The organism is Geodermatophilus sp. SYSU D01176 (assembly GCF_054050015.1).
On record NZ_JBJGYN010000041.1, the window covers coordinates 33,315 to 45,702 of the forward strand.

11 protein-coding genes are annotated in these 12,388 nt (G+C 71.4%); 5 read left to right on the top strand and 6 right to left on the bottom strand.

Annotated elements, in window-relative coordinates:
* Position 1 precedes the first annotated feature (1 nt).
* Together ACI78Z_RS19000 and ACI78Z_RS19005 are read right to left on the bottom strand one after the other, a co-directional pair.
* Positions 2-1,267, bottom strand: a complete 1,266-nt coding sequence (locus ACI78Z_RS19000; protein ID WP_457038101.1) for an aromatic ring-hydroxylating oxygenase subunit alpha — start codon at positions 1,265-1,267, stop codon at positions 2-4.
* Positions 1,268-1,426: 159 nt separating this feature from the next.
* On the bottom strand, positions 1,427-2,206 hold the full coding sequence (locus tag ACI78Z_RS19005; protein ID WP_457038102.1) for an IclR family transcriptional regulator: 780 nt from the start codon (positions 2,204-2,206) through the stop codon (positions 1,427-1,429).
* A 59-nt stretch (positions 2,207-2,265) separates the two neighbouring features.
* On the opposite strand from ACI78Z_RS19005, the gene ACI78Z_RS19010 reads away from it, so the two are divergent.
* Positions 2,266-3,045, top strand: coding sequence for an MOSC domain-containing protein (locus ACI78Z_RS19010; RefSeq protein ID WP_457038103.1), 780 nt, complete (start codon positions 2,266-2,268; stop codon positions 3,043-3,045).
* A 237-nt stretch (positions 3,046-3,282) separates the two neighbouring features.
* Here ACI78Z_RS19010 and ACI78Z_RS19015 read toward each other — a convergent pair whose 3' ends face one another.
* The 3 genes from ACI78Z_RS19015 to ACI78Z_RS19025 form a co-directional block, all read right to left on the bottom strand.
* Positions 3,283-3,969, bottom strand: coding sequence for an NRDE family protein (locus ACI78Z_RS19015; RefSeq protein WP_457038104.1), 687 nt, complete (start codon positions 3,967-3,969; stop codon positions 3,283-3,285).
* Positions 3,970-4,132: 163 nt separating this feature from the next.
* The gene (gene katG / locus ACI78Z_RS19020) at positions 4,133-6,352 is read right to left on the bottom strand and encodes a catalase/peroxidase HPI (RefSeq protein WP_457038105.1); all 2,220 of its coding nucleotides are present in this window, start codon (positions 6,350-6,352) and stop codon (positions 4,133-4,135) included.
* Between the two features lie 35 nt (positions 6,353-6,387).
* A complete protein-coding gene (locus ACI78Z_RS19025; RefSeq protein ID WP_457038106.1) occupies positions 6,388-6,822 on the bottom strand; it encodes a Fur family transcriptional regulator in 435 nt (144 codons plus the stop codon).
* A 1,025-nt stretch (positions 6,823-7,847) separates the two neighbouring features.
* Between ACI78Z_RS19025 and ACI78Z_RS19030 the strand changes: the two genes are divergently transcribed.
* From ACI78Z_RS19030 to ACI78Z_RS19045, 4 genes are read left to right on the top strand one after another with little or no spacing between them, the layout of a single operon-like run.
* Complete coding sequence (locus ACI78Z_RS19030; RefSeq protein ID WP_457038107.1) at positions 7,848-9,194, top strand: nucleotide sugar dehydrogenase; 1,347 nt, start codon at positions 7,848-7,850, stop codon at positions 9,192-9,194.
* Positions 9,191-10,573 carry a glycosyltransferase gene (locus ACI78Z_RS19035; RefSeq protein ID WP_457038108.1) on the top strand — a complete coding sequence of 461 codons (1,383 nt, stop codon included), beginning with the start codon at positions 9,191-9,193 and terminating at the stop codon, positions 10,571-10,573. The genes ACI78Z_RS19030 and ACI78Z_RS19035 overlap by 4 nt, the downstream gene beginning before the upstream one ends.
* Positions 10,570-11,604 carry a polysaccharide deacetylase family protein gene (locus ACI78Z_RS19040; RefSeq protein WP_457038109.1) on the top strand — a complete coding sequence of 345 codons (1,035 nt, stop codon included), beginning with the start codon at positions 10,570-10,572 and terminating at the stop codon, positions 11,602-11,604. Before ACI78Z_RS19035 ends, ACI78Z_RS19040 begins: the two co-directional genes overlap by 4 nt.
* A complete protein-coding gene (locus ACI78Z_RS19045) occupies positions 11,585-11,944 on the top strand; it encodes a hypothetical protein (protein WP_457038110.1) in 360 nt (119 codons plus the stop codon). The genes ACI78Z_RS19040 and ACI78Z_RS19045 overlap by 20 nt, the downstream gene beginning before the upstream one ends.
* 142 nt (positions 11,945-12,086) lie before the next feature.
* Here the strand turns inward: ACI78Z_RS19045 and ACI78Z_RS19050 are convergent.
* Positions 12,087-12,388, bottom strand: a 302-nt coding sequence (locus ACI78Z_RS19050; protein WP_457038111.1) for a hypothetical protein, incomplete at its 5' end; no start/stop codon positions are given.

Genomic DNA, 12,388 nt, shown 5'->3' on the forward strand with positions numbered 1-12,388 from the left:
GTCACAGCGAGACGTGGGGGCGGATGCGGCCGATGTACCAGTTGACGAACGCCTCGACGTCGTCCTCGACCAGCGAGTAGGGGCCCGGCTCGTAGCCCGGGCTGGACACGCCCCGCTGGGTGCCCTCGACGAGCACGCGGTCCTGGTCGTTGGTGGCGCGCCACACCGCGGTCAGCGAGTCGACGTCGTAGTCGACGCCCTCCACCGCGTCGGGGTGCACCAGCCACGTCGAGCGGACGAGGGTCTTGTCCGGCGCGAGCGGGAGGACCCGGAACACCACGGCGTGGTCGCTGAGGAAGTGGAACCACGCGTTCGGCTGCGTGTGCAGGGACAGGTCGCCGAAGGCGGCCTCGCCGATGGAGCCCATCAGCTTCGTGCACACCGGCCGGCCGCCGGGGCTGAACGAGGCCCCTTCTCCGTCCAGCGGGGCGTGGGAGAGCTGGAAGCCGGTCGGGCGGTTGTCCAGCTCGCGCCGGGTCTCGCGGGGGAACCGGGCGACCGCGCAGGCCGAGTCGAGTGCGGCCTCGGCCGCCTGGTACCGGTCGAAGACCGGCCGCAGGCGCGGGGTGATGTCGGCCTCGGTGTAGCCGAAGAGCGGGAAGTAGGCGGTGACGAGCTCGGGGTGCGAGGCGTCGCAGTGCTGGCACTCCCGGTTGTTCTCCATCACCAGCTTCCAGTTGCCGCTCTCGACGGTGTCCGTCTGGTGGGCGATCTTGGCGTTCTTCAGGTCGTACGGCGTCAGGTACGGCTCGATGAAGTCGGCCACCTCGGCGAAGTCGGTGGGCGGCTCGTCGGCGAAGCAGATGAAGATGAGGCCACCGACGGTGCGGACGTTCACCGGGCGCAGGCCGAACTTGCTGCGGTCGAAGGTGGGCGGCTGGGACTCCGCGTACACGAGCTCGCCGTCGACGCGGTAGGTCCACTGGTGGTACGGGCAGACGACGTTGCCGACCGACCCGCAGGGCGCGTCGAGCAGCCGCGAACCGCGGTGGCGGCAGACGTTGTGGAACGCCCGGACGTTCTCGTCGTCGTCCCGGACGACGATCACCGAGTGCGGGCCCACGTCGACGGTGATGAAGTCGCCGGCGTCGGGCAGCTCGGCCTCGGCGGCGCAGAACAGCCAGTGCCGGCCGAAGATGACGTCGACGTCGAGGTCGAAGATCTCCTGGCTGGTGTAGAAGGGCGCCTCGAGGCTGTAGCCCACCGGCCGCCGCTGCACCAGGGAGGCGACGTCTGCTGCCGCCGGCTTCTCGATGCTCGTGGTCACGGCGTTCCTCCTGCACGGGAAGGCGTTGGGGATGTGCCCGGCTCGCTGTCTCGCATCGCGAAACCGGCGTTCTAGACGGGACAAGCATGGCGACAGCGCCGTCCGGCTGTCAATGCCTGGCGACCGTGTCGCTGCTGATCGTGCTCCGTGCCGGCGCGGTCAGGCGCGCGGCGAACCGTTGCGCTCGGAGATCTCGGCCGCGGCCGCCACGACGCGCCCGGCCATGGCGGGGAGCGCGGTCGGATCGAGCCGGAACGTGGGGCCCGAGACGCCGACGGCGGCGACGACCTCGCCGTCGGCGTTGCGGATGGGCGCGGCGACCGCCGCCAGCCCGATCTCGTACTCGTCGCGCGTGGACCCGTACCCGCGCCTGCGCACGTCGGCCAGCTGGGCACGCAGCTCGGAGGGGTCCACCACGGTGTGCTCGGTGTACCGCTGCAGGCCGTCGGACAGCACCTCCTCGAGCCGCTCGGGCGGGAGCCAGGCCAGGAAGACCTTGCCGGCTGAGGTGACGTGGAGCGGGTTGCGCTGACCCACCCAGTTCACCGTCGTGACGGCGGAGGCGCCGATGACCTGGTCGATGCTGACGACCTCACGACCGTCCGGGACGACGATGTTCACGGTCTCGCCGACGGTTCGCGCGAGCTCCTCGCAGACCGGCCGGGCGATGACCGTCAGGTCGTGCCGTCCGGCGACACCCGCGGCGATCTGCGCCACGCCGTACCCGAGCCGGTAGCGCCCCCGGCTGCCGCTCTGCTCGACCATGCCGCGCGCCTCGAGGGTGCTGAGCAACCGGGAGACCGTGGACTTGTGCAGGCCCACCTCGGCGGCGATCTCGGAGACGGCGGCCGCGCCGAGGCGACGGAGCACCTGCAGGACGGCCACCGCTCGTTCGACCGAGGAGACGGAGCTGCCCCTGACGTCCTCGGGGTTGCCCATGGCCGGGACCCTACTGGCCTGCCACTGTCGCACGGCGACGCGCGTGGCAGGGTGCGCGCATGCCGGCCGCACTGGGCGTCGTCCGCCTGTCGACCACGCCGATCAAGGGGCTCTCGCTGGCCCATCCGTCCTCGATCGAGCTGACGGCGCACGGCGCCGCCGGTGACCGGCGCTTCTACCTCGTCGACGACGACGGGCGGATCCAGAGCTGCACCGCCAACGCCGACCTGCTGCCGCTCGCGGCGCGGTTCAACGAGCGCAGCCGCCGCCTCGAGGTCGTCCGCGGTGACGAGGTGCTGTGCGCGGGCAGTGTCGATCCCGGCGCCGCCGTCGACACCGACATGTGGGGGCTGAGGACGATCGCTGCGGACGTCGTCGCCGACCCGCGGTGGAGCACCTTCTTCTCCGATCTGCTCGGCAAGCGGGTGCGCCTGGTGCAGGCCCGGCAGTCCGCCTACGACGTGCACCCCGCGACGATCCTCGGCAGCAGCTCCGTCGCCGAGCTCGCTCGCCGGTCCGGCCTCGCCGCGGTCGATCCACGGCGCTTCCGCATGCTCATCGAGTTCTCGGGCGGAGAGCCGCACCTCGAGGACTCGTGGGGCGGCACGCTCCTGCGCATCGGCGGTGCGGTGCTGCGCGGCGGCGGCCCGGTCAAGCGCTGCGCGGCGACCACGCGCGATCCGGCGTCCGGTGCCGTCGACCTGCAGACGCTCCGGCTGATCACGGCCTACCGCGGGCGACGGGCCAGCGAGCTCGGCGTGGGTGCGACCTTCGGCCTGTACTGCGAGGTGGTCGAGCCCGGCACGGTCTCGGTCGGCGACTCCGTGCACGTCGGCTGACGGTCCGGCGGGTCGGCGCGCCTCGCCCGCGGGGCGGACTCCTGGCTCCGTGACCTCGCCGGGTGTCCTCGCCGAGCCGGCGGATGAGCACCCAGGTGCGGGAACGACGGGGCGTTGCCGACGGCGCAGCCGGGCCGATCGAGCAGGGGGACCCCCGACGACGACACGGGCCCGGTGGGCGGGCTGCTCTCCTGCCTCTTCCCGACGCACGGCCGTCCTCCGGCGGCCGTCCGAGCGTCAGCCCACGTCGAGCACCTCCCAGGGCTCGCCGGTCCACGGCCGTCGGCTGTGCTCCAGGTGCAGCCGTCCCGGCGCGGCCTCGATGAGCTGGCCGAAGACGGTGGCGTAGACCAGTCCGTCCTGCTGGTGGCGCACCACCAGTGCGCCGGGGTCGTCCTGCGGTGGTTCCTTCGCCGTGAGCCGCCGCCAGCCGTCGGGGAACTCGGACGTGACGAAGGCGGGGAGGAAGCGGTCGGACTTGAGGTCCTCCGGCCCACCGGACGTGACCATCCACGTGCCGGCGGGGTGGTGCGTGGTGGTGAGCTGCGCCCCGTCGAAGTCCCAGGTGACCAGGCGGTCCGGCGCGGCCAGCACCAGCAGGAAGCTGGCCATGCCGTCGAGTCGGACGTGTCCGAGCCAGTCCTCCTCGTGCACCGCACCGAGCAGCGGCAGCACCCCGCGGCTGGGCGCGCCCGGGTCGGCGTCGCGCTTCTGGGGCCGGTTGAGCACCAGCGCGGTGACGCCGGTGGCGACCCGGGTCGCGCACCACGTCCCTCCGGCGGTGCGGTCCCGGCCGCCGACGAGGCCCGGGAACTCCGGCCACCAGGCACCTGGGTCGTCGAAGGCGCGGCTGGTCAGCTCGTCGCGCAGGGCGAGGATCGCCGTGGGCGCGCCCTCGGCCCACCGGACGACCACAGTGCACACCCCGCTGATGATCCCAGCCGAGACGATGACTGCGCCTCTCCAGCGCGTCGGTCCGGGCTGCTCACCACCGGGAGCCCGGGCAGCGCACCCTCGGCGGACCCAGCCGGACGCGCGGACGCCCCGGCCCGCGGGATGCGGGCCGGGGCGTCCGGACAGGCGGTGTCTACCGCAGGTCGAAGCGGTCGAGCTCCATGACCTTGACCCACGCCGCGGCGAAGTCCCGCACGAACTTCTCCTTCGCGTCGTCGGCCGAGTAGACCTCGACGATGCCGCGGAGGACCGAGTTCGAGTTGAACACGAGGTCAGCCGCGGTGGCGGTGCGCACGACGTTGCCGTCGGCGTCCAGCCCCTCGTAGACGCCCTCGCCCTCGACCGCGGTCCGCCACGAGATGCCCAGGTCGAGCAGGTTGCGGAAGAAGTCCTGCGACAGGACGCCCGGCCGGTCGGTGAACACGCCGTGCTGCACCCCGCCGGTGTTGGCACCGAGGACCCGCAGGCCACCGACCAGCAGGGTCATCTCCTTGGCGGTGAGCTCCAGCATGTAGGCCCGGTCGACCAGCAGCGTCTCCTGCGCGAGCTTGCTGCCCGGCGCGATCCAGTTGCGGAAGCCGTCGGCCCGCGGCTCGAGCCAGCGGAAGTTGTCGACGTCGGTCTGCTCCTGGGAGGCGTCGGTGCGGCCGGGGTGGAACGGCACGGTCACCGGCACGCCCGCGTCCGCCGCCGCCTTCTCCACGGCGGCGCTGCCGCCGAGGACGATCAGGTCGGCGAGCGAGACCTTCCCGCCGGTCTGCTGCTCGAACTCGCCCTTGACCCGCTCCAGCACCGGCAGCACGTCCTGCACGCCGGCGTTGGCCGCCCAGCCGATCTGCGGCTCGAGCCGGATCCGGGCGCCGTTGGCGCCGCCGCGCTTGTCCGTGCCGCGGTAGGACGCGGCGGCGGACCAGGCGGTGTGCACCAGCTGCGACACGGTCAGCCCGGAGGACAGCAGGCGCTGCTTCAGGTCGGCGATCTCGGCCTCGCCCACGAGCTCGTGGTCGACGGCGGGGACAGGGTCCTGCCAGATCAGGTCCTCGGCCGGGACGTCGGGGCCGAGGTAGCGGACCTTCGGGCCCATGTCACGGTGGAGCAGCTTGAACCAGGCGCGGGCGTACTGGTCGGCGAAGTACTCCGGGTCGTCCCGGAACCGCTCGGCGTACGCCCGGAGCTCGGGGTCGACCTTGAGGGCCATGTCCGCGGTGGACATCATCGGCGGGTTCTTCTTGCCCTCGATGTGCGCGTCGGGCACGAGCTCCTGCGCCTCGGGGTTCTTGGGCTGCCACTGCTTGGCGCCCGCCGGGCTCTCGACGAGCTCCCAGTCGAAGCCGAAGAGCGTCTCCCAGTAGGAGTGGTCCCAGGTGGTGGGCGTCGGGGTCCAGGCGCCCTCGAGACCGCTGGTGATGGTGTCGGCGCCCTTGCCGGTGCCGTGCTGGCTGATCCAGCCGAGGCCGTTGCCGTGGACGGGGCAGCCCTCGGGCTCCGGGCCGACGAGCTCGGGGTTGCCCGCGCCGTGGGTCTTGCCGAACGTGTGACCGCCGGCGATCAGGGCGACGGTCTCCTCGTCGGTCATGCCCATGCGGCGGAACGTCTGCTTGATGTCGTGCCCGGAACCCAGCGGGTCCGGCTTGCCCTTCGGGCCCTCCGGGTTGACGTAGATGAGGCCCATGGTCACGTTCGCCAGCGGACCCTCGTCGAGGTCCAGCGGGTCGTCGCCCGTGTAGCGCTCGTCGCCGAGCCAGGTGTCCTCGGGACCCCAGAAGACCTCCTCAGGCTGCCAGGTGTCCTCGCGCCCGAAGGCGAAGCCGAAGGTCGGCAGGCCCATGTCGTCGTGCGCCACGTTGCCGGCGAGCACGAGCAGGTCGGCCCAAGAGAGCTTGCGGCCGTACTTCTGCTTGATCGGCAGCAGCAGGCGGCGGGCCTTGTCCAGGTTGGCGTTGTCCGGCCAGCTGTTGAGCGGGGCGAAGCGCTGGCCGCCCTGCCCGCCGCCGCCGCGGCCGTCGGCGATGCGGTAGGTGCCGGCGGCGTGCCACGACATGCGGATGAACAGCGGGCCGTAGTGGCCCCAGTCGGCCGGCCACCAGTCCTGCGACGTGCGCATGACCTCGACGACGTCGCGCTTGACCGCCTCGACGTCCAGCTCGGCGAAGGCCGCCTTGTAGTCGAAGTCCTCACCCAGCGGGTCGGAGTCCTTCGAGGGCTTGTTCAGCACCGACAGGTCGACCTGGTTCGGCCACCAGTCCCGGTTCGTGCGAGGGCGCCCCCCGGTGTGCGCCTCCGGCGAGGGGATCGCCGGGTTCTCGCTCTCGCTGGTGCTCTCGGTCTGGACCTTGTTGGTCTCGTCCTTCACGGTGTGCCTCTCTGTGCTGCGGATCTGTCGGGGAATCAGGGAGCGGACGGGCGTGCGGCGCAGGTGGGGCAGCGGCCCCAGTAGATGACCTCGGCCTCGTCGATGACGAAGCCGCCGTCGTCGGAGGGGGTCAGGCAGGGCGCGACACCGGTGGCGCAGTCGACGTCGGCGATGGCGCCGCAGGAGCGGCAGACCAGGTGGTGGTGGTTGTCGCCGACCCGCGCCTCGTAGCGCGCGACCGAGCCTTCCGGCTGGATGCGCCGCACCAGCCCGCTGTCGGTCAGAGCGCGCAGCACGTCGTACACGGCCTGGTGTGACACCGCACCCACGCGGGCGCGGGCGGCGCCGATCAGCGTCTCGGTGTCGACGTGCGGATGCGCGTGGACGGCGTCCAGCACCGCCAGGCGCGGGCGGGTGACCCGCAGACCCGCCGCGCGCAGTGCACGTTCGAGGTCGGCGGTGTCCGGCACAGGCCCATCCTGGGATCTTCTCTGGAACGAGTCAAGATCGAGGGGGCGCGCCGACCTGGGACGGGCCGGAGGTGATCCGCCGCCGTCGACGGGAGAACCCTGCCCGCGGTCGGGTTGTCGACCTGGCTGGTCGCCCGATCTCACCGTCGACGCGTGCGGTGACCGCTCGACCGAGCTCGAGATCGATGGGCAGCTGACCCGGGTTCTGGCTGAGCAGCCCGCCGCAGCCGTCCTCGCTGGTGGGGCGCCTGGCCCGGCTGGGCGGCACCCGCATCGGCTCGCCCGGCATCCTTCGGGGTGCGAAACCGGAAAGCGCTGTTCAGAGCGGCAAACTACAGGTGGCGCATGGGCGTGAGCGGGTGAGTTATCGGGCGGGTTCTCGCCCCTGGGATCCGCGCAGGAACCCACGACGCTGCCCACGGGATCCGTGCTGGCCGAGGCACGACGCTCGACCGGGCCACCATTCGCACACGCTGGGGACCGGGTGACGGGGGCCGGCTCGTGAGGAGGTCGCTCGAGTCACGCCGGACGACCGTCGGGACGTCCCGACGCGACTTCCGCAGGTCCTTCCGGGGACGAGCCCGTCGACTGCTGCTGGTCCTCGTCCGGCCGGTCCGGGCGGCCGTTCCGGTCTCCAGTCCTTCCGCGGCAAGGCGGCTCCTGCACCGAACCGGCTGATGGAGGGCCCGGAGCTCCTGTCCTCCTGCAGCAGCCCCACGCGCCGCGCTGAGATCGCACAGTCTTCGGGTGTGAAGCGCCCCTACGGGCGGGTCAGGCGGTCGCCCCCGGGGAGGCGCCGCTACGAGTAGGTGCCGGAGGACGACGACCGTCCCCCGATCAGGTCCGATACATGCCTCACCAGGGTGACGTTCGGTAACTGAAAGTATACTCAACGCAACAACGGCTACATCGGCCCTGCCAGGTGGTGCCGTCCGCGGTGCCACAGACATGGCCGCGCGATCGCCGCTCGGCCATGGCACGTCGCGGGCGCCTCAGCCCGCCGGTGACGAGGAGCTGTTGTCCGTATGTCCACTGCCGCGCCCACCGACCTGCCCCTGACCCACTCGGACCCGCTGGCCGGCCTGGCCAGAGCCATCACGGAGCGCACCGCCACCGTGGCCGTCGTCGGGCTCGGCTACGTCGGCCTGCCCCTCGCCCTGGCCGTCGCCCGGGCCGGATTCGGTGTGATCGGGATCGATGCCGTGCCGGACAAGGTCGTGGCCCTGCGGTCGGGTCGCAGCTACATCAGCGATCTGACTGACGCCGACCTGGCTCCGCTGTCCACCGAGCGCTTCACCACCGACCCGGCTGCGGCGGGCGACGCGGACGTGATCCTCATCGCCGTTCCGACCCCCCTTCGGGACGGCTCCCCCGACCTGTCGCTGGTCGAGCAGGCCGGTGCCGCCATCGGGCCGGTCCTGCGCCGCGGTGCCCTCGTCGTCCTCGAGTCGACCACCTACCCAGGGACGACGGACGAGCTGCTGGTTCCGCTCCTCGAGCGCGGGGGCCTTCGCGCCGGCTGCGACTTCGCCGTCGCGTTCTCGCCCGAACGGGTCGATCCCGGATCCACGCACACGCTGAGCGCCACCCCGAAGGTCGTCGGTGGGCTCACATCGTCGTGCACCGCACTCGCGGCCGCCTTCTACGCGACCGTCGTGGACGAGGTCGTCACCACCCGTGGCCCACGAGAGGCGGAGATGGCCAAGCTGATCGAGAACACGTTTCGGCAGGTCAACATCGCCCTCGTCAACGAGCTGGCCACGATCGCTCCAGACCTCGGTGTGGACCTCTGGGCCTCGCTCGACGCCGCGGCCACCAAGCCGTTCGGCTACATGCCGTTCTGGCCCGGTCCCGGCGTCGGCGGTCACTGCATCGCGGTCGACCCGAGCTATCTGTCGTGGCGCACCGAGCAGCGGCTCGGGTACGGCATCGGGTTCATCGAGCACGCCCGCGCCGTCAACAACCGCATGCCGGCGCACGTCGTCAGCCGGGTCCGGGATGTGCTCGGCGAGATGGGCAAACCGCTGCGCCGCGCTCGGATCCACGTCCTCGGCATGGCCTACAAGCCGGACGTGAACGACGCTCGGGAGTCCCCGGCGGTCATCGTCGCGGAGCGGCTGCTGCGTGGCGGGGCCGAGTTGTCGTACACCGACGCCCACATCCGTCAGATCCGCCTCGCCGGCCGGACGTTCGTCTCCGACGACGCCACCGCGGACCTGATCGCCGACTGCGACCTCGTGGTGCTCCTCACCCACCACCGCGGCCTCGATTACGACGCCGTCCTCGACGCGGCACCGCGGCTGCTGGACGCCACCGGCCGTCTCCGGAACCGGACCGACGCCGTGGACGCCGGACGGCTGGTCCTGCTGTGAAGCATCTCGACGCCTCGCTCGGCTCCGCGCTGAGGGTGGTGATCCTCGGATACGCCGTCGCCATCCTCTACGCGATCTGGATGGCGCGGGAGCTGACGATCGCCAGCCTGACGCGGGATCCGCTCTTCGCCAGCTACTCCATCGCGGTGCTGTGCTACGTGCTCGGTCGCTTCGCGCTCGCGCTGCTCTACCGGCCTACGAAGGACAGCGGATACCGCCCGCGCGTCAGTGTGATCATCCCTGCGTTCAACGAGGAGGACGGCATCCTCGGCACGATCGAGTCGATCGTGCGGGCGGACTATCCCCCCGAGCGGGTCGAGGTGGTGGTGGTCAACGACGGGTCCACCGATGGCACCTGGTCGCAGATCGTGGCCGCCAAGGCGCGCTGGCCGCCGGTTCGGGCGGTGGACCTGAACGCCAACTACGGCAAGCGGGCGGCGATGGCCGAGGGCATCCGCCGGTCCGACGGGGACGTCCTCGTCTTCGTGGACTCCGACTCCTACCTCCGTGCCGATGCGTTGGTCCATCTCGTCGCGCCGTTCACCGATGACCGGGTCGGTGGCGTGGTCGGGCACGCCGAGGTCAAGAACCGGCAGGCCACATGGATCACCAAGATGCAGCAGGTCCGCTACTACGCCGCCTTCCGCATCATCAAGGGCACGGAGTCGTTGCTGTCCGGGACCGTCATCTGCGCCTCCGGATGTTGCGCCGCGTACCGCCGCGACGTGCTCACCCCGTTCCTGCACGACTGGGAGTTCCAGACCTTTCTCGGCCGGCCGGCCACGTTCGGGGACGACAGGGCGCTGACGAACCGGGTGCTGCAGACGCATCGAGTGGTGTATCAGTCGACGGCCCGCGCCGAGACGGTTGCGCCGGACTCGTTGCGCCGATTCCTGCGCCAGCAGCTGCGGTGGAAGAAGTCGTGGCTGCGCGAGTCGCTGTACGTCGTGCGCTACTTCTGGCGCAAGAACCCGCTGGCGGCGCTGTTCACCTACGCCAGCATCGGCTTCCCCCTCTTCGCGCCGGTCGTCGTCGTCCACGCCGTGTGGTCTGGAGTGGCCGGTGGCGCGGGGACCTTCTGGTTCTACGCTGTGGGGTCCTACGCGATGGCGGTCCTGTACTCGCTGTACTACGCCTTCGTGCGACGCGACGGGCTCTGGTTCCACGGGATGACGTTCGTCGCCCTCTACATGACCACTCTGGTGTTCCAGACGTACTGGGGCGTGCTCACGATGCGCGACACCCGGTGGGGCACCCGTGACTCGACGGTCGAACACCGGCCGGTCGATCAACAGCGGGTCACAGATCTGCTCCCTGGGACACCGCTCGTCCCACACGTGACCAGCGACGATCGTGACCTCGTGGAGTCGGACGCATGAGTCGCTCCGCCCGGAGGGACGGCGGCGGCCGTCGTTCGCTGCGTCAGGTCCTCATCGGCGTGCTGGCGATCCCGCTCTCGATGGTCCCCATGGTGGCCTACGGGCAGTTGACCCCCGAGGGGCAGTTGCTGGCCGCGCAAGCACGGGTGCAGATCGCGCCACCGTCGCTCCCGCGGTTGACCGACGCGGTGTCCGCCCGGTACGAGGCAACCGCGCCGTCCTGGTCCGGCAAGGTCGCCGTCCTCGTCTACCACGGTCTGGGCGCCGGCAACGGTGAGCAGCGGTTCACCGTCCCGGTGGAGGCATTCGCTGACCAGCTCGCGGCGATGCGAGCCGCCGGCCTGAACCCCGTCACCGCCGCCGACTTCGCCGCCGCCCGCCGTGGCGAACGGGCGCTGCCGCCGAACGCAGTGATGATCACGTTCGACGACGGCCGAACCGACGCATTCCTGTGGGCGGACCCGGTCCTGGCGGACGCGGGCTGGCCCGCGACGATGTTCGTCATCACCGACGAGGCCTCCCGGCGGGGGCTGTACTACGAAGGCTGGGAGACGATCGCTGACCTCGCTGCGACCGGCCGGTGGGACATCCAGTCGCACACCGCCGGCCTCCACCACGAGCAGGGTGCCGCGGGAGGCCATCGACTGCCCGCGCTGACCAGTCTGCGGCCGAACGAGACGCTGGCCGAGTACCGGGAGCGGCTCAGTGCCGACCTGGATGCCTCACGGCGGGCCATCGAGGAGAACACCGGGGTCGAACCGGTGGCGTTCGCCTACCCGTTCGGTGCCTACGGCGGGGACCGCACGAACGATCCCCGGGTGCAGGGAGTGCTCGCCGAGGTGCTGGCCAGTCGCTTCGACGTGGCCTTTCACCAGGACGTCCAGGACGACGTGCCGCTGGCGGGCTGCGGCGACCCGCCCTTGCTGACCCGACGCCTCGAGGTCGGTGACTGGTCGGGCCACCAGCTCCTGCGACGACTGGCGCAGATGGTGGCTGACACCGCGCCCGGGGGTGACTGCCCGGTGGCCTGACCCGGGCCGGCTCGAGCAGGCCTTCGCCGACGCCGACGCCGACGCGCTCTCGACCGCCGACCGGGTGGTCACCCTGCGGTACCTGCTCAGCGTGCTGGCAGAGCGGCGTGGCAGGTCGGGGACCCTCATGGCCAAGCCGTTCAGCGACCGCACCGGCAGAGCCCGCCTGGCCCTTTCCTCCATCAACGGGGCCGGTGACGTGACCCCCGTCAGGCGGGCGCCTTGGTGTGTCCCCTGGCCCCCGGAGTCGGGGCACACCAAGGCGCCCGTCCCCATGGGTGACTTCGAGCGGCCCCTGCGCGGCCAGCCACTGGGGCAAGTACCGGACCGCTGGCTGTAGGTAGAGCTCGGTCGTTGGGGGCACCTTGGTGGCGGCTCGCAGGTTTCGCCGGACAGAGGGCGTAGGCGTCAAGGCGAATCGGCATGTGGCCGGGTTGTCCGGCAAGTGAGCGCTGTGCTTGCCCTCTGCCTCGACGGTCTGTTCATTTGTTCTCGCTGGTAGGACGCTTGGCGCGGCTGGGTGCACCCGCATCGGTTCCTCCGGCATCCTCGGCGAGCGGGACCCGAGAGCGCTGTTCAGAGCAGTGAAACCGCAGGTCGCGCATCAGCGTGAGCGGGTGGGTCATCGGGTGAGCTCTCGCGCTCACCTTCCGCGCCTGAGTGGCGTCCACCAGGGTGGTGTGCGACGGCCCGGTGAGTAGCGGGCCCTGAACGTCGAGGCGGCCACCGCGTGATCTTCTGGGAGACCTCTCACAGTCCTTCAGGAGTTCGACGCGATGACCGC